Here is an 18,151-nt window from a genome sequence, read left to right as displayed (position 1 = left end):
GCGGCCGTGCGGGTGGCCGCATGAAAGTTCTCCATATCTATCGCACGTATTTCCCAGACCCGCCCGGTGGGCTCCAGGAGGCTATCCGACAAATCAGCCTGTCCACTCGCGCTTGCGGTGTCGATCCGCGGATTTTCACGTTGTCGCCCAATCCAGTGCCGCGGGATATTGAGTTTCCGGAAGGTATTGTGACGCGCTCGCGGTCATGGGCGGCACCAGCTTCTTGCGACCTCGGTGGGCTCGACTCGCTGCGGCATTACCGCGCGCAGGCCGAGTGGGCCGATGTTTTGCACTTTCACTTCCCGTGGCCGTTCGCGGACGTGCTGCACCTGCTTGGGCGGGCCAACAAGCCAGCCGTGATGACATACCACTCGGACGTGGTGCGCCAGCGGGCGCTGGGATATGTGTACGGGCCGTTGATGCGTTCGACGTTGCGATCAATGTCGGCGGTTGTGGCCACGTCAGCTGTTTATGCGCAGAGCAGTGCGGTGCTGACGAGCGTCGTCGAGCAGCCGCGCCTGAAATCCATTCCGCTCGGCATCATCGACTACCGGGATGATCCCCAACTCGGCCGCTTTGCGCCTGAATGCCTGGACCGGCTGAAGCTCGGCAACGAACCGTACGTTCTGGCGCTAGGCGTGCTGAGGTACTACAAGGGGCTTCACACCTTGATCGAGGCGGCGCCATCGATCGCCTCGAAAATCGTCATTGCCGGCTCTGGCCCGGAAATGGAGCGTCTGACCGAGCTTGCCAAGCAGGTTGGCGCGTCGAACGTCGTGTTTGCGGGGCAGGTGTCGCACGAAGAAAAGGTCGCGTTGCTGAGCGGCTGCCGTGCGCTGGTCATGCCGTCACACCTGCGTTCGGAAGCGTTCGGCATGGTGCTGGTCGAAGCGGAAATGTTCGGCAAGCCGATGGTCTGCTGCGAGATGGGCTCGGGGACGTCCTATGTGAACAAGCATGACGTGACCGGGTTTGTTGTGCCGCCCGAAGCGCCGGTGCAGTTTGCGGCGGCGGTTAATGAACTGGTTCGGGATGGGACGCTGGCGCAAAAGATGGGCCTGGCGGCGCGTGAGCGGTATGAGAGACTGTTTTCTGGGCCGGCGTTGGGTAATGCGTACCGGGGGCTTTACGAAGAGATATTGGGGTTGTAACGCCCCATTCGCGGCTTGTGATTCCTGCCAGAAATGCTTATAGACTGAAACAACTTGCCAGAAATAACTTGTAACGGCATAGTTGGGCTCATTTTCTGTAATCTGGCAAGGTCTCAGAAGCAACACCTCAAATCGGCATGCGTCAGAGTGTACGGTTTGATGGGGCTGCCGAGCTCACAGTAACTCGTACGGGTATTGTGCGGCGCACAGCCCGGTGATTCCCGTCGAGATGGCAATCGCTCCCGTTCAAGACGCAGTTGTTACTGGGTTCCAGCCGATCTCACACATGATCCAGTAAGTGCGGGCGCCGATAGCAGCACGACTGAGGAAGGACCCGGTGTGCCGGATGATTTCCAAGTCGGTTGATCTGTCATGCAGTCTTAACAGGGGCTGGTAGTAACGTCCTGCATCGCTTGGCCGACGGCTGGGCAATCCTGTTGAACCTTGCCATTCATATGTTTTGCGCGAAACGCAGTCGGATATCCGCACAAGTATTTCGCGCAGGCTACGTTTTTTGCCAAGGGGGCAGGTGGTGTTTTTCCCGGTGTTTTTGTCCGTTGTTTTTGTCGTTCGTAATCAATCGAGGGATATCGAAGCAATCCTAAGGGATGCTGCTGCGGTCATGGGTACTCTCGTCAGCGACTACGAGTTGATTGTCGTGGACAACGCGTCCGAGGATGAGAGCGTAGCCGTACTGAAGGGCCTCGCAGGCGAACAAGGTTTGCCGAATCTGCAGGTGTACGCTTTGACCAAGGAGGTCGATTCTGACACCGCCTCGTGGGTGGGTCTGGAAAATGCCCTTGGTGATTTCGTCGCTGTGGTCGACCCGCTGGTGGATGACATCCGGTTCTTGCCGACCATGCTCGACAAGGCGGCAAGTGGTGCAGACGTCGTCTTTGCCGCGAACGAGCAGAAGCCGGTGCAAAGCTGGGCTTACCGTTCCTGCCTCACCGCATTCAACGCCTTATACAAATGGTCCAACGGTGTGCACCTGGCGAAAGATGCACCTCAGTACCGCCTGCTGAGCAAACGTGTGATCAATTTCATGCTTCAGCATCCGATGCCCGCAATGACTTACCGATATCTGCCGGCAACTGGAGGCTTTGCACGCGTGAACCTCACTTACAGTGCGGCCCCCAAAGCCGCACACGCAAAGCGTCTGTCACACAGTATCGATCGCGGCATCCGCCTGCTCGTGTCGACTACCAAGGCACCGATGCGCCTCGTCACCGCGCTCTCGCTGTTCGGCGCTGTTTCGAACCTGATCTATTCGGTGTATGTGATCGCGATCGGTCTTCTGAAGTCGAACGTGGCACCCGGCTGGGTGACGTTGTCGTTGCAACAATCCGGCATGTTTTTTCTCATCTCGCTCGTGCTCCTGGTGCTCGGCGAGTACATCCTTCAGATGGCGCGGTTGAGCAACGAAGGTCCTCTGTACCATGTTGCGCAGGAATTCACGAGCAGCGTGATGACGCGTCGTCAGAAGTTGAATATCGAAGATGTCAGATTGCCTGAGAAACATCGTGCGGATGCGAACGACTCGATGCATTCCTCCTGAGTGAACGGGAGGATCTGCTCATGCAAGATGCTGTAGTCATTGGCGGTGGCTTCTACGGAACAGCGATCGCGATTTACCTCAAGAAACAGCGAGGCTTGAAAACGGTCACGTTGATCGAGCGCGAGCCAGCATTGCTGGCTCGCGCTTCCTATAACAACCAGGCACGCGTTCACAATGGCTACCACTATCCGCGTAGCTTCACGACCGCGTTCCGCAGCCGTGTCAACCTGCCCCGATTTGTTCGGGATTTCCCAGAGGTGGTTAAGCGGGACTTCACGAAGGTCTACGCAATAGCGCGGCGCAACTCCAAAGTGACGGCAAGGCAGTTCGAGCGGTTTTGCCGTGAGATTGGAGCGAGCCTGGAGCCCGCTCCTCAGCAGATACGTGACCTGTTCGAACCGCGCTTGATCGAGCAAGTGTTCCTCGTGGAAGAGTATGCGTTCGATTCCACGAAGTTGGCGGACTGGGCGCGGCGCGAATTGGCCGAGCTCGATGTCGATGTCAGGCTGAACACGCGAGTCGAGAACATTAGACTGCAGACAGACGGCTTCGTGCTGGAGTGCGACGATGTCAGCCGTTCGGCGGTACATGCAAGGTATGTCTTTAACTGCACGTACAGCGGCCTGAATCAATTCGACGGCGACTTTCGCGGAACGCAAACCCGACTGAAGCACGAGATCACCGAGATGGCGCTTGTCGAGACCGTGCCAGAGTTGCGTGGGCTTGGCGTAACCGTGATGGACGGCCCGTTTTTCTCGATGATGCCGTTTCCTGCACGCGGCCTTCACACGCTCTCGCACGTGCGTTATACGCCGCATTCAAGCTGGATGGACGCACCGGGCGAGGACCCGTACGCGAGGTTGAATCAGTACGATCGTGCCAGCCGGGTGGACCGCATGGTGCGCGACGTGGGGCGTTACTTCCCCGCAGTTTATGATGGACGTTACGTCGAATCGCTGTTCGAGGTCAAAACGGTCCTCGTCAAAAACGAAGGAGATGACGGTCGTCCGATATTGTTCGAGCAACACCCCGCATCGAATGGTCTCTATTCGATCCTTGGGGGCAAGATCGACAACATCTACGATGTGCTTGAGAAGCTGGACGCGGAAACCTTCGTTTCTTCTTCGCAAACACAAACGGTATTGGGAACAGGCAAATGAACGATGCACTGATTGGATGCACGGGGTTTGTGGGATCGACCCTGTTGAAGCAAAAACATTTCGATGCGCAATTCCGTTCCACCAACATCGAGACGATCCGCGGATCGTCCTTCGATCTCATCGTCGGCGCGGGCGCACCGGCGCAGAAGTGGATTGCGAACGCGGAACCTGAAGCGGATCGCCAAAAGATCGATGGTCTGATTGGACATCTGTCAACGGTTCAGGCGGGCACATTCGTGCTGATCAGCACCGTTGACGTGTTTCGAAATCCTGTCGGCGTCGACGAGAGCACGCCGGTCGACGAGGAAGGTCTCCATGCCTACGGCTTGCATCGGCGTCTGTTAGAAAAGTTCGTCGAGATGCACTTTCCCAGACATCTGATCGTTCGTCTTCCTGGGCTTGTGGGACCCGGCCTGCGTAAGAACGTTATTTTCGACTTCTTGAACAACAACAATCTTCACGCGATCGATAGTCGCGGATCGTTTCAGTTCTATCCGATGGTCAACCTTTGGCACGATATTCGGACCGCACTTGCCGCCGATCTCAAGCTCGTGCATCTGACAGCCGAGCCGATCAGCGTGGGCGACGTCTCGGAATATGGCTTTGGGAAGCCCTTCAGCCAGTCGACCGTAGCGCAACCCGCAAGCTATGACTTCCGCACCCAGCATGCCGGCCTGTTCGGGGCAACGGGCCCGTATCAGTACAGCAAGCGCGAGACCATTCAAGCCGTCCGGTCTTATGCCCAGTCTGAACCGCCGAAGGTTGCCGGTGAGCCGAAGGGACAAGCATGAGGATTGCCATTTCCAATATAGCGTGGGAAGTTGCCGACGATCAGCAGGTGGCGGACATTCTGCGCTCGCATCGCGTAGATGCGATCGACGTTGCGCCCAGTAAGTATTTTCCTGATCTGAAGGTAGTTGACGTGACGGATATTGCACGGGTTCGCGCATGGTGGTCCGATCGTGGTATCGACATCACGGGCATGCAATCGTTGCTGTTCGGTACCACGGGACTCAACCTGTTCGGCACCACGGAATCACAGCAGGCCATGCTGGATCATCTGCGTGCGGTTTGCCAGATTGGATCTGGACTCGGCGCGACGCGACTGGTCTTCGGGTCGCCCCGAAATCGTGACCGCACTGGTCTGGCAGACGATGCCGCGCACGATATTGCGGTGGCATTCTTTCGCCGCTTGGGCGACATCGCTGCTGAGTATGGCGTGTTCGTTTGCCTCGAGCCCAATCCGCCTTGTTATGGTGCCAATTTCATGACCAACAGCCGTGATACCGCGACTATCGTGTCTGCGGTAGCCCATCCGTCCATCCGCATGCAACTGGACACGGGCGCGGTCACGATCAACGAAGAAGACTCTCGGGACGTGGTTACGCGGTACTCGCCGTTGATTGGACATGTCCATGCCAGTGAGCCCAATCTTGTCACCCTCGGAGATGGCGGGACGAATCACGCTGCCGTGGCTGAGGTACTGGCAGAGTTGATGCCCGAGCAGGTGGTGTCGATCGAAATGCTGGCGCCCAAGTCCGGCTCCGCCGTGGACGCGGTCCGTCGTGCCGTGAGTGAGGCCGTTCGATGCTATCGCGCCGATGATGGAGCGTCCGCATGAAATGGCTGATTCTGGTTCTGGGTATTGCTTCGAATGCTTCTGCGAGCGTCTTGGTCAAGATCGCCATGATGCCGCCACGCCGGTTTCCGAGTCTTGGCGACCCGATGGGCGCGCTGAAGAACGGACCCTTCTGGCTGGGCCTCGCGCTCTACGGCGCGGCCTTCCTGCTGTATGCGGCAGCGCTCGGCCGGTTGCCTTTGAACGTTGCTCAACCCGTGCTGACTGCCGGTGCCATTGCGAGCGTGGCGGTATTGTCAGTGGTGATATTTCGTGAGCCTTTTCCCTGGACCGTTGGCGTGGGGATTTTGTTCATAATCGCAGGCGTTGCGCTCATCACTGCTCGCGTAGGGTGAGATAAAGGATCACAGACTTCAATGAAATTCGATATGTCCCAAGAAGCCCGTTCAGGTTGGCAGGTTCCCGCTTTCAAGATTCAATTCACTGCCGAGCCGCGCAATCCGTGGTGCGTGGTGATTCCGGTTATTAACGAGGGCGCTCGTATCCGCAATCTGCTCGACCGGATTGCGGCGCTGGGCATTCCCGACACGGCTGATGTGATTATCGTGGACGGCGGCAGTACCGACGGCTCGCTCGATCTCGAGTTCCTGAAGAGCAAGGGCATTCAGACCCTGTTGCTCAAGACGGGGTCCGGCAAGCTGAGCGCGCAATTGCGTTGCGCCTATGCGTTCGCTCTGGATCAGGGGTATGAGGGGATCGTGACGATCGACGGAAACGACAAAGACGACCCCGACGCTATCCCGCGCTTTATCGAGGCGTTGAAGGGCGGCGTCGATTTTGTCCAGGCGTCCCGGTACCTGTCAGGCGGGATAGCAGAAAACACGCCCAAGTCGCGCGATCTGGCCATCCGGCTGATTCATGCGCCGATGCTCAGTCTCTTTTCGGGTTTTCGTTGGACGGATACGACCCAAGGCTTCCGGGCATATAGCAGGAGGATGCTGCTTGACCCCAAAGTCGCGCCGTTCAGAGACGTATTCGCGACGTACGAGTTGCTTGCCTATCTTTCGTATCGCGCACCGAAGCTAGGGTATCGCTGTCTCGAACTTGCTACCACGCGGCGTTATCCGAAGGGTGAAGTGCCCACGAAGATCAGCAGCGTGAGAGGCAATCTGTCGGTATTGCAGGTGCTGTTCAAGGCGTGTTTCGGCGCTTATAACCCGTCGTAAAGTGAACGCGCAATTTGCACGCGCCTGATTTGCACCGAATGAGATGTCAATGCCGAACCAACTGACAAACACAGAAAAAATGAGCGTGGTGGTGGCATCGGCCTCCCTGGCTGCTGCCGCTCTCGCGCTTGGCCTGCGCTGTACGCTCCCACCGACGTATTCGGATTTCATTGTCGGAAGCGTCACCTGGGGAGCCAATACGAAGTTCCAGGATCTCTTCGCGCCACTGTTTTTCATTGGCACGCTACTCCTTGGTTTGGCATTCTTCTCAGCGCAGATCGGGAAGCTAAAGAGCCTTGGCGCTCAATATAAATACTCGCAAGATCTTTCGGAACAACTGCTGTGGTGGTCAATTCCCTCGATCGTGGTTGTCGCGGGACTAATTACCGGCACATCGATCGACACCACGATGCAGCTTGTTTCCGCAGCAGCGTTGGTGATTCTCGCGGTGTGGTCGTGGTTGCAAGCCGGTAAATCGGAGCAGATCTCGCCATCGGTTGTCGGGCTGAGTCTGTTTGCGTCGTTTCTATTGGCACTGGTCCCGCTCGAGCTTGCACTGGTCATTGGTCGTGCGCCGATCGGTCTGGTCGGCGCGGTGGATATTGCACGCTACACCAGAGCGGCGCCTCTGTTGATTGGGGTTCTTTTTCTAGCAGTCTTGATCGCAGTCGTTATACCGCGCTTGCTTACGCGCGTCGTACCTCAAGCTATCCTCGTCGGCCAGTTGGGGCTGCCGTTTTTCTTCCTGACGCTCTACCCTGCGCGGTTGGCACTGCCAGACGGATCACTCACCAAATATACGACCACTTGGGGATTAAGGGTCCTTGTCGTCGCGCTGATTTTTGCCGGTGTCTTCGATGTGGCGCGGCGGTACGTCCGGTATCGCAGGGATGAAAATCAGAGCTACAAGGCGCTCTTCTCGCCGCTCGCGTTGTTTGGGCTGCTGCTCGCGTTCAAATTTGGCAACACACTCGGCCCATCGCTTTCGCCGAATGACTACGAGTTTGGGCAGACCTTGCTCGGCTGGTGGTCATACCTCAAAGGCGTTGTTCCCTATGTCGGCTATATCTCTCCTCATGGATTCATGGAGGACGATCTGGCCGGGCTGCTCTCAGTCGTGTTTTATGACGGAACGGCGGCCAGCGTTGCTGAGGCCAATCGACTGGGTTCGACGTTGCTGTCGCTCGTTGCTTTCTTTTCGCTCTTCGAATTTACCGGGAGTCTCGGCCTCGCATTAGTTTCAACGTTCTTCATCGGCGGCAGAACGGCCTTTCTGTTCTTCACGCCGTTTATGTGCCTGTGGTTCAGCGGCGCCCTGCGGGCCCGGCCTGCTCGCTGGCTCGCGGTATGGCTTGTGACGGCGACGATCGTCGTGCTGGGCGTGCCGCCGGCTGGTCTGCTGCTCGCTGCCGCATCCGGCTTATTGGCGCTAGAAGCAGTGTCGCGCATGTGGCGAGGGGGCGAGCGCGAAGGTTGGAAAACGCTCGTGGCTGTCTGCGCGGTGTTTCTGGTGCTCGCTCTGGCGACCCCATTGGCAGCCATGCTGATTGGTGCGATCCGCTACGTACTTGAGAATGGTCCGATCAATCAGGTCGCATATGGCATTCCGTGGGAGGTGAGTTGGAACCGCGGTGGTGCGAAGTCCGGTCTGGTTTTCGAAGCGATACGGATGTCGTGGCTCGCCGCACCGGCATTCTGCGTGATGATGGTCTATTCAACCGTCAAGAATCGCACCACTAAAAGTGCGGTATTTTTGCCGGCTGTCGTCGTGATGCTGTTCGCACTGTTACTGACGCCTTATTCGATGGGTCGAATCGATGCGGGTGATATGTCACGCGCCGGCCTCGCGGCAATTTTCGGCTGGTCAGTCCTGATTCCTATCGTTGCATGGCGCACGACTCATGCGTTCAACCGCACGGCCCTGGTCGTCGTCATCGCCGGGATGAGCGCCACGTTGAATTACACGACGTTGGCTTTTTCGACGGCGGTATCCGCGACATCGCCAGTGATTGGAATCGGACCAGTGAAATACGGGGCGGATGTGGGAATGCCCAATGTGGGGGTCGCCATGGTGCAAGACGAGCAATGGGCGCGGTTCGTCAAACTCAATGCATTGCTCAATAGCAAGCTGGCACCAGGCGTGGGTTACCTCGACTTGACGTCTCATAACGCGCAGACCTTCTATTTCGGTCGCCCGGTCACGATGGCGGTCACGGCGCCCTACAACATGGCACCGGTTCGGCAACAGCAGCGAGCGGTAGAACGGCTGTCGCGTGACTTACCCAGCGTCGCTCTGCTGGCGGCAGACAACATCACGTATGACGGGGGCGGCCTCGCGTTGCGAGATCCGGTGTTGTACCGCTTCGTCATGGATCACTACACGCCGGTATGGGCAGACGGCACCATTCTTGGGTTCAGTACGCCGGCAATGGCAGCCGATCAGGGCCGGCATATCACGGTCGCGACGAGAAACCTGACGGATGACAAGTGGGATAGGGGCGTAAGTCGAAGCGATGCCGCTTTGTCGCTGGACGCAGGCACGCCGATGTCCGCGTTTACTGTCGGTACGGACCTCAGTTTGCGCAACGGCGAGATGCGTAAGGTGACAAGGTTGTCCGCGGAACAGCATGTGATCTGGCTTGATGGCGGGCCGCTGGATCCCTCACAAGCGGGTTATCCCGGTGTTGTCGATGTGACGCTCGAGCCGGCTGTGGAAGCGGATTTCCGCGCAGCACTGCAGGATGCGTCGTTCTCGACGGCTGACTTGGCCGAAATTCCGGTGGCTTGGGGACGTTCGGACAAGTCATTGTCGAAGAAAATGACTCAGGTTGCGACGTTCGACGCTTTGACCCCGATCGCGCACGATCTGAGCCTCGAGTCAGGTACCTACAAGGTGACTGGAGCGAATCCGCAATTGAGCTACGACGTGTCCGCGCTTGGCGTCTCAGGCCATGGTGCGGGCCTGCTTCGCTTTGAGTTTGCCTGCCTGGATCGCCACGCTACGCCGAGATTCAAAATAACGTGGTGGGGCGACAAGCAGCCGGGTCCGAGCGACGCAGCCCAATTGATGTTCACGGCGGACAACGGGGTGTTGATTGTCCCAATCGACGCCTATCCTCGATGGCTCACGCTCGGCCGGGTTAAGGGCCTGCAAATGACCCTTGCCGACCCGAATGCCTGCGGCGCAGTCGAGATCAAACACGTGGCACTCTATCAGCGGAATATTTTCAGGTAGGGTGGCGCGTTAGGTCAGCGCCCAGCCGGGGGGATCGAACCCAGATGCGTTTTCGCCGGTGGCAACCGAGGCGCCAGGCTCGACGCTACGCTAGGCGGGTGAGCAACGGGTCCGTTCGGGCCTTTCTGCTGCCGCGTGCAAGCATCAGCCCCGTTTGACCGCGAATCGCAACGCTCGCTTGGTTTTCCAGAACGGCCGTCCGGGAACATCGTCCCCAGCCTCTGCCTCCATCCGCCGCCAACTGTTCACGGTTTCAGATTTGTCGTCGGATGGCTGAAGCGAAACGAAGAACTCAATTTCATTCCGGTTGGTGTCGAAGAAGTTGCCGCAGGCAAAGTCGATGAGGTCGAGCTCCGCCATTTCACGAAACAGACGTGCAAACGAGCGGGGCGAAAAAACCCAGCAATGCACGTCGTGATACGCGCCGTTTTCCAAGCAATCCCGCGCCACGTTCAATGCGGTTTCGAGATCGTGATGCCGTTCGGTCGAGAAGGGGTCGAGAGGCGCCCTCCAGGCCGAAGCGCAATCCACCTTAGCGACGTTGATGCAGTAGTCGATCAGGATCTCAGGTTGAGGAACCCGGGCGCGTATTAAGTTGCTGTGCAGGACCGACGCGATGTGGGTCTCTTCGCGGAAATAGTCGAACGTGAACCGTTTGTCCGGTACGATCAACCGCACTTCGCCGCCGGGATTCAGAACGGCGCGCAACTCGCACAACCAGGCGATGAGATCCGGCACATGCTCGATCACATGTGAGGCGACCACATAGTCGACCCGTTTTCCGCCTAGCGCTTGCTGGAGTGTGTCGGCGCCCCATACGGCGTCCACTTCGACGATAGCATTCACATCGACGGCGGGGTCGTCTTTGTACTTGGTACGCAGCGCGGGTGTGTCGGCGTGGTCCACGTAGATCACAGGGCCATCGTCTCTCAGAAGAAATGGCCGGCACAGCGCGCCGATTTCCAGGCCGAGGCTGCCTTTCTGATCCAGGCCGGCGAGAAGCTTTTGCTTTCGGGTGAGGGAAGAACGGTCTGCTGAAATCATGGCACTCCTGCGTTGGGAAGTCTTCCGGATCCTTACCGAACCCTCATCATAGCCGAAGCGCTAAACAGGCGGATCAATCAGCCGCCCGGTATGCGGATGTGGCTTTTGCGCGTAGAGGTCAAAAAAATGCTGCTGCCAGATAGCGCATATGAAGTCCATCTGGTCGATGAGTCGCTGATCGAAGACGCCCGACGTTTCCGCGCTGTCCACCAAAGGTTGCATTTTGCGAACCAGCAAGCGTTCGAAATCGTTGATGCAATAGCTGGCGATATCCCCATACGGAATGTCATACGACGCCACTGCGCACTGCGAATTCAACGACAGATAGGTACTGAACAGGCGTTCGATGATGAACGGCAGGAACGGTGCTGGATCCGTGTGCGTGGTGTCGCGCATCACGGAGCGCGAAACAGGGTGATCCGGGTTGTTCTCGAGAAAATCTGAGATAGGCAGCAGAATCTGGCCGACGTACGCTTCCCAGAATCGGGGTGAGCCGACCCAAAAATTGCAATACGACAGGATGCCATTGCCCTGGCGAGGAACGTCGCTCAGTTGCCAGCTGATTCCCGACGCATCGAGCAGTGATTGGGCCGCCTGCTGCAAACCTGGATGCGCGTGTTCACCCTGCATCCAAACATTGAACGACCAATAGGCAAGTTGTGGAAACGGATTAATAAACCACAGATCGCAGTCGGGCCGCGTATCCACGAACTCGATAAATCTCCCCGCGGTAATCTTCGACTTCAGCGCGAACTTCGGTGAGAACAACCCAGTTGCCGCATGCTTCAGATAGGTGCGGTCACGGTACATATCGACCAGAATCCGAAACTCCCGCCACGCCGCCGCCCGATTATCGCGAATCTCGAACGGCAGAAACGCATCGCTCGACAACTGCTGGCCGGGCAGATAGAGCGGTTCGTACATTCCGTATTTGCGCATCTCGCCTCTCCGCGCTCAGTTTGACAACACAGAAGTCAGGACATCCGCGCTGAAGCGGATGTGATGCTTGTCGTGCACGTCCTGGTAAGCCTGATCGCGGATGCTGCGGCGCAATTGCGCGTCCGCCGCCATCAACTCCATCGCCGCGAGCCAGTCCTCATAGGTATTGTCCACCAGCAGCCCGGTTTGCTCGTGCTCGATGCAGTCTTCGTAAATTGGGCTGCGCGAATAGATGCCTGGCACCCGTGCAGTACCGTAGTTGAGGTACTTGAAGGGATTTTTGCAACTGTTGAAAAACAGGCTCTCCGGGTCTTCGCCGCCGCCGAGCGGCGTGATTGAAAACGCGTAGTTGCCCGCGATCAGCGATTGCACGTAGTCGGCGTATTGCTTGCGGCTCGTGTAATGTAGGAACGGCAGTGAGAAGATTTCCGGGAACGGGTCGCCGTAAAAATCCAGCGTGTATTCAGGGTGCAGATGAAAAAAGTCCTGCAGCACTCTGAGCAGCACTTCCTTGCTGTTATGCACTTTGATCAGATCTGCGTTCGTGAACACGATTCTTGGCGGATCGGATTCGGCATTCTCCCACCCGCGCTTCTCGGGGATGTACTTCTCGACATACATGCCGTTGGGCAGCAAGACGGGGCGCTCGCAATATTCCTTGATGCTGGCATACAGGTTTTTGTTCGCGACGGTTACGACATCCGCGATACCGATCAACGCCTGAATAGCGTCCAGTTGCCGCGACATTTTCTTTGCGTTGCTGTACGACGGGAAAGAGAAGATCCAGTCATCCACATCGTAGATCACGCGCAGACCACGCCGTTTAGCTTGCGTGGCGATTTCCACTGCGGCCTGTGAACTGTGTTTGCTCAGAATGAGCACGTCGGCCCATCCCAGTGCCGCGTGAACGCGATCATGGTTTTCAGCGATCGCGGCATAAACCAATTGACCCTGATCGGTCAGGTAGTCCAATGCCTCGGTGACACGTGCTTCCACCGACAGCGACAATGCATCTGCCGCGACATGGGAAACTCGCTGGAGTGCCAACACCTTCATCATCAATCTCATTGCCTCGTGGGGGTCAGCATGGGGGCTGCGGTCTCAGCTGGCGTCAGCGAGAAGGCCTTCAGTGTTGCCCTAAGCGCGCTTGTACCGGAATACTCGATGATCGACAGGCTCGCATGCGCCGGAAGCAGCGCGGGGAATCGCTCCATGCTGATATTGAGCGCTTGCTGGATCAGGCACGCAATCGGCCCGGAATGCGCAACGACCACGATTTTTTCGTCCGACGTATGACGGGCCAGTACGTCGTCGAGCCAGCCCAGTACGCGTCGGTTCAAGTTCTCGTGAGACTCGCCGTCGGGGTAGGGGGTGGTATTGTTTCTGTAGAAATCAGGATGCTTCCCGATGAACTCCGCCAACGGCCAATCTGCCACCGAGCCCGCGTCGGTCTCGCCGAGGCGCGCGTCGATTTGCCACTCGGCTTGCGGAAACATGAGGCGTGCGGTTTGCTCCGCACGCGCCCAGGTACTGGTGAAGTAGTGATCAGCGTCCAGTTGCACCTGATCGAGCCAGCGCTGCATTGCTTCAGCCTGGCGCCGGCCTTCGTTGACGAGTGTATCCGTGCGCGTACCTGTCACGAGCCGAGCGCTATTCGCGTGGGATTTCCCGTGACGAAACAGGTAGAGCATCATGATGACTCTACCGCCTCGTCAAAGACGCTCAGCAGCGGGATGATGGCGTCCGGCAGGCAGTGCTTCTGCAGATGCCGGCGCAATTCCGGAACGTTCAGGTGCGCCGCAAGGCTTGCCGCTACGCCGCTACGCACGCTTGTTTCAGATTCGGGATCGACGAATTGTGCGAAACCGTCGAAGTGTTCGCGCGCCCACGCCGAGTCGCTCAACACCAGTCGGCAACCCGCAAGACCCGCGGCAATCGCCGACAATCCAGCCGGCTCCTTTGAGATTTCGACATAGTAGCTTGCTTCCTGCAAGGCCGCTCGCATGACTTCGGAGCGGTAGGGCAGACCGTCGATGAACACTGAATTGGCCGGTGCTTCGCGACGGCATGTTTCGTAGTAGGCCCGATTGCGAGACCGGCCGACGAATACCAGCGGTGTTCCACTGTCGCGCAGTGCACGGATCGCCACCAGTTGATTCTTGCTGGGCTCAATGACGCCAAACCAGATCGCGTATTCGTCGAGGCCGTACATGGTGCGAAACAGATCAGGCGGCGCGTTTTTCGTGAACACGACGTCTACTCCGGCTGGCACGATCCGGATCTTGTCTTCGGGGGCAGGGAAGTGCATGCAGAAATGCTCTTTCTCGGCCACCGATTTGAAGACGATGTACTTCGCCAGCTTGACGTGCTCGGCGATCATGTCCGCTGGTGGCGGCTGTTCTGTGTTGATCCAGAGGTTTGGCCACAACACGATCGGCTTGCCAGCAGCCGCGACGGAGCGTAGCAGTTCGAGGCCGCCGCCATGCACCGAAAAATGAAGCACGACATCGTAGTTGTCGATCGACTGCGAGAAGGGACCGTAAATATCCGCTAGATAGCCTTGTTTTTTCAGACTATCAACCAGACTGACGATCTCGAACTCGCCCCCGCCTTTGACGAGAAAGGCGGAGTGATAAGTGGTGATGAGGATTTTGGGTTGAGATTTCATTTCCGAAGAGCCTCGTCGAACACCTTCGCCCAATGCTGCGAAGACGTGAGTTCCAGCAGGACGCTCGCACGCTCGCGCGCGCGGTGAGTCAATGCGTCCCAGCGGGAGGCGTCGTTGCGCAGCTCGATGATCTGCTCGGCGATCTGGCCCGCTGTCTGGCGTTGGTCGATGACAAGTCCGGCATCACTGACCACCTCAGCGGCTGCATGGCCGGTTCGCACCACGGCGGGAATGCCGCAGTGCATCGCCTCGAGTGCAGGGATGCAGAAGCCCTCATGACGGCTCATCGAAAGTAGCAGCGAAGCGCGGTCATAACTCGACAGCAGATCTGCATCGTCGACCATTCCTGTGAAATCGATACGGGTCAGTACGTCTAGCGCGCGCGCGCGTTCAAGCAGGAATTTGCTGTAGTCGAAATTCGGCATGCTGCCGACGATCGTCATCGTGGCGTCGACACCTCCGTCGACCACGCGAGCGAGAACCTCGATGGCATCTTCGACTCGCTTGTGCGGCACAACGCGGCCGAGTACCAGCATGTTGAATGTAATCGGGTTGCTGCGCGCAATCGCGTTGTTTCCCAACGTCGGCAAATTATCGAAGACGGGTGGGATGACCACGACACTCGAAACGTTGACATAGGGAGCGAGATCGTGTGCCACATGCATCGAGTTGGCGACAATGACATCAAACCCTGCCAGCTTTGGCAATTGCGCCATTGCCTGTTCGCAAAGGTCGGCTGTCACCGGTTCAAACTCACGCAACAGGGCCGGATCAGTGACTCCATGGAAGTAACAAATCTTTCTGCACGGCAAGGCCAGTAGTCGATCGAGAAACGGATCGGCAATCGAATAGCTGACATACAGCAGATCCTCGCTTGTCGCCTCTGAAAAAAGCGATTCAATCGGCTGTACCTGCGATACCGAGGCATCGAAGTGCTGGGCGTACGTTCGTGAATCCCACCCTGAACGCTCCGCCATGGCAGCCAGCCCCAGGCAATGGTTGCCGACGGCGTCGCCTTCGAAGATGTCGGGTGCATAGATCAGCAGTCTCATCGTCCGCTCACCGTCTTTCGAATTTCGTCCAGGCGCTGCGCATAGGCACGTGCCACCGCCGCCATCGAATAGTCCCTTTCGATGCGTGCGCGACCTGCCTTGGCAACAAGCTGGCGCATGTCTGTGTCGCCGAATACCCGGGCAATCTGGCTGGCGGCGATCTCTACGTCAGGATCGCACCAGTATTGACCCTCGTGGAACAAATAGTCGCCAGGGCGCAACGGCACCAACTCGCCGTCAACCAGGAAGGCTGTCTGCTCGTCGCAAAAATCCACGTTACCGGAGAAATTGGTTGCGACGACAGGCTGGCCCAGCGCCATCGCTTCTGCGATGACGCGACCAAAACCCTCGCTGCGATGCAGCGAAATATACGCATCGCAGCACGCCATGAAGTCGATGGTGTCTTGGCGGCCCAGCCGCTCGGAGACGATATGGATGCGATCGTCCGCTGCCGCGAGGTCTAGGACCTGTCGCCAGGTTGGATCGTCGTCGCGGGCGTTCATTGCCTTGATGACAAGGCCGACGCCGCTTGTTTCTTTGGCGAAGGCCTGTTTGAACGCCATGATCCCTGCCACGGGATTCTTTCGTGTCAGCCAGGAATTCCCGTCGAACATCAGATAAAACAAGAAGTCTTCGTTGGGAAGCCCAAAGCGCTTGCGGTCAATCGCTTGCGGCGTTGGAATGACGACAGCCATGGGCATGTGCCGCACTTTTGTTTTGCCAAGGCGTGCATATACGGCTTCCACGAAGCGGCTCTGTGCCCAGATTTCATCCACGAACTCGTGGGCTTGCCCGAACGCGCTCGGCCAGTGAGGCAATTCCCATGGCCACGCGCCAATCTTGTAGGTATTCGACTCAATCAGTCTACGGCCGCCCTCGAGCGTCAACCGGACCATTTCCGGCGGTGGCAGGCAGAACAGACTTACTTGATAGGTGAGATCGTCGCGCAGCAGGTGGTTAGCCGACATATCGAGTCGAGGCGGCCCGCTCATGGGCGCATTGATCAGAGCGACATCGAAACCGCCGAGTTGCATTGCCTGCGCGGCCATCCGCGCGTCTTCGCCTAACCCAAGCACGCCTTGAGGAAAGCCCACGATGTTCACGCCGAACGGCCGCACTGGCATGCTCGCCTGTTGATGCAGGCTTGCGTCAAGAGCCTGTCCGCGGATATCGGCCGGGACGATGCGAAGGTGCCGGAACTCAGGGTATTCGCCCCTGCCGGCCGTGTGCCACCATGAGATCAGCGCCAAGGCACCTGGCGTAGTTCCAATGTCGAAGGCTGCGATTAGATCCGGCCGACTTTCGCGGATCGAGAGCAGGAGCCTGGGGAGCGCCATCGCCGCGGCAGGTGCTCGTTCCATTAACATCAAGTCGTTCAGACTTTCCTGGATTTTCCATTGAAGGCTCGGATATTCCCGCTGGCCATGCTTGATCCACCACTGCATCGCATTCAGTCGACCCAGAAACGTATCGAAATCGAACAGCGATCGCAAATCCGGCCGGCTCCTGACAAGGTGCAGCAGGAAATGCGGTACACGGAAAAGTCCTTCCTTGTCCCCGTCATCGAACTCGTTGAGCCGGTCGAATATCTTCGCCGTCGGCCAGTCCAGCCTACGATATTCGCGCTTGCCGTGCATATCCCACCAAAGAAGCATTGCGAATCGGCCATGAAAGCTATTGAGATCAATCTCGCGGCTCAGGTCCGGTCGGCTGCCAACGAGTGGCTCAAGGAAGCGCGGAACATCGATCAGTGTTCCGTTTTCGTCGCGCACAATCTGGTTTAACTGGTGAATGGCGGGCGAGGTTTGCCAGACCAGTCTTGGGTACTCGAATTTTCCGTGCTCGTCCCACCAGATCAATGCGCCGAAACGTCCAGCGAACGTGGTCATGTCGAGGCCGGCGCGTAAATCATGGCGGCTGTTCACGAGCAGCTCGAGAAATGCCGGAACGCCGATCAGAGTTGTCTTCTGATCGCTGTCCAATTCGTTCAGGCTATCCCATACTGAATTGGGTGACCATGACAGCCGGGGATATTCGAACTGACCATGCGTTTCCCACCAGCTTAACGCGGCCAGTTGTCCCGAGAAGGATTCAAGATCGATATGGGCGCGCAAATCCGCTCGCGCGTTGACGAGGAGTGCCATAAAGCGTGGTAGCCGGGCACGCGTCGGTCCGATCGCCAGATCGCTGTGACGCAATACTTCAAGCACAGCCTTGTCGTCCAGAATGTCGGCTCCGTCGCCGGCAAGCCAGAAACTGATTGCACGGGGATACTTGTCGATCAGCGTCTCGGCATTCAACTGCGTTGCATACTCGATCTCGGGCTTACCGAGGACCCATTCGAAATCCGGATAGTCACGCTCGCCGTAGGCTTTCCACCAGAAATACAGCGTTATCCGGCCTTCAATGGTCTGATGTTCAAAGGACGCAAGGTCGGATCGGAACTTCAACAGGAAATAGATTGCGTTAGGGAGCGCAAACAGCACATTCGGAGACGGATGCCTGCATTCCGTTGCCCAGTCTTTTGTCAGTGACATAG

The 18,151-nt window shown here is 57.8% G+C and carries 15 protein-coding genes; 8 read left to right on the top strand and 7 right to left on the bottom strand.

Features of this window, described 5'->3' with window-relative positions; translation table 11 throughout:
• The first annotated feature begins 20 nt into the window (after positions 1-20).
• From ACUN0E_RS37880 to ACUN0E_RS37845, 8 genes are all read left to right on the top strand, one after another.
• On the top strand, positions 21-1,151 hold the full coding sequence (locus ACUN0E_RS37880) for a glycosyltransferase (RefSeq protein ID WP_445569828.1): 1,131 nt from the start codon (positions 21-23) through the stop codon (positions 1,149-1,151).
• Between the two features lie 532 nt (positions 1,152-1,683).
• Positions 1,684-2,709, top strand: a complete 1,026-nt coding sequence (locus ACUN0E_RS37875) for a glycosyltransferase (RefSeq protein ID WP_445569827.1) — start codon at positions 1,684-1,686, stop codon at positions 2,707-2,709.
• Between the two features lie 20 nt (positions 2,710-2,729).
• Positions 2,730-3,869 (top strand): FAD-dependent oxidoreductase, encoded by a 1,140-nt coding sequence (locus tag ACUN0E_RS37870; RefSeq protein WP_445569826.1) that lies wholly within the window; start codon positions 2,730-2,732, stop codon positions 3,867-3,869.
• Positions 3,866-4,660, top strand: a complete 795-nt coding sequence (locus tag ACUN0E_RS37865) for a pyridine nucleotide transhydrogenase (RefSeq protein ID WP_445569825.1) — start codon at positions 3,866-3,868, stop codon at positions 4,658-4,660. Before ACUN0E_RS37870 ends, ACUN0E_RS37865 begins: the two co-directional genes overlap by 4 nt.
• A 47-nt stretch (positions 4,661-4,707) precedes the next feature.
• Entirely contained in the window at positions 4,708-5,490 is a 783-nt protein-coding gene (locus tag ACUN0E_RS37860) for a sugar phosphate isomerase/epimerase family protein (protein WP_445569824.1), read from the top strand.
• On the top strand, positions 5,487-5,843 hold the full coding sequence (locus ACUN0E_RS37855; RefSeq protein ID WP_445569823.1) for a multidrug transporter: 357 nt from the start codon (positions 5,487-5,489) through the stop codon (positions 5,841-5,843). Before ACUN0E_RS37860 ends, ACUN0E_RS37855 begins: the two co-directional genes overlap by 4 nt.
• A 33-nt stretch (positions 5,844-5,876) precedes the next feature.
• Positions 5,877-6,674: a glycosyltransferase family 2 protein gene (locus ACUN0E_RS37850; RefSeq protein WP_445569822.1), complete on the top strand. Its 798-nt coding sequence runs from the start codon at positions 5,877-5,879 to the stop codon at positions 6,672-6,674.
• A 49-nt stretch (positions 6,675-6,723) separates the two neighbouring features.
• A complete protein-coding gene (locus ACUN0E_RS37845; protein ID WP_445569821.1) occupies positions 6,724-9,909 on the top strand; it encodes a hypothetical protein in 3,186 nt (1,061 codons plus the stop codon).
• A gap of 144 nt (positions 9,910-10,053) precedes the next feature.
• Here the strand turns inward: ACUN0E_RS37845 and ACUN0E_RS37840 are convergent, their stop codons facing one another.
• From ACUN0E_RS37840 to ACUN0E_RS37810, 7 genes are read right to left on the bottom strand one after another with little or no spacing between them, the layout of a single operon-like run.
• A complete protein-coding gene (locus ACUN0E_RS37840) occupies positions 10,054-10,953 on the bottom strand; it encodes a methyltransferase domain-containing protein (protein ID WP_445569820.1) in 900 nt (299 codons plus the stop codon).
• Positions 10,954-11,013: 60 nt separating this feature from the next.
• Positions 11,014-11,892 (bottom strand): hypothetical protein, encoded by an 879-nt coding sequence (locus ACUN0E_RS37835; protein ID WP_445569819.1) that lies wholly within the window; start codon positions 11,890-11,892, stop codon positions 11,014-11,016.
• Between the two features lie 15 nt (positions 11,893-11,907).
• Positions 11,908-12,951, bottom strand: a complete 1,044-nt coding sequence (locus ACUN0E_RS37830; RefSeq protein WP_445569818.1) for a glycosyltransferase family 1 protein — start codon at positions 12,949-12,951, stop codon at positions 11,908-11,910.
• Positions 12,952-12,956: 5 nt separating this feature from the next.
• On the bottom strand, positions 12,957-13,586 hold the full coding sequence (locus ACUN0E_RS37825; protein WP_445569817.1) for a histidine phosphatase family protein: 630 nt from the start codon (positions 13,584-13,586) through the stop codon (positions 12,957-12,959).
• Positions 13,583-14,560: a glycosyltransferase gene (locus ACUN0E_RS37820; protein ID WP_445569816.1), complete on the bottom strand. Its 978-nt coding sequence runs from the start codon at positions 14,558-14,560 to the stop codon at positions 13,583-13,585. Before ACUN0E_RS37820 ends, ACUN0E_RS37825 begins: the two co-directional genes overlap by 4 nt.
• Positions 14,557-15,612, bottom strand: coding sequence for a glycosyltransferase (locus ACUN0E_RS37815; RefSeq protein WP_445569815.1), 1,056 nt, complete (start codon positions 15,610-15,612; stop codon positions 14,557-14,559). The genes ACUN0E_RS37820 and ACUN0E_RS37815 overlap by 4 nt, the downstream gene beginning before the upstream one ends.
• On the bottom strand, positions 15,609-18,149 hold the full coding sequence (locus ACUN0E_RS37810; protein ID WP_445569814.1) for a glycosyltransferase family 4 protein: 2,541 nt from the start codon (positions 18,147-18,149) through the stop codon (positions 15,609-15,611). Before ACUN0E_RS37810 ends, ACUN0E_RS37815 begins: the two co-directional genes overlap by 4 nt.
• Positions 18,150-18,151 lie beyond the last annotated feature (2 nt).

The sequence above is a fragment of the Paraburkholderia sp. D1E genome (assembly GCF_052682275.1).
Note: the sequence above shows the minus strand (reverse complement) of the source record. Positions and strands in the feature narration are given on the sequence as shown.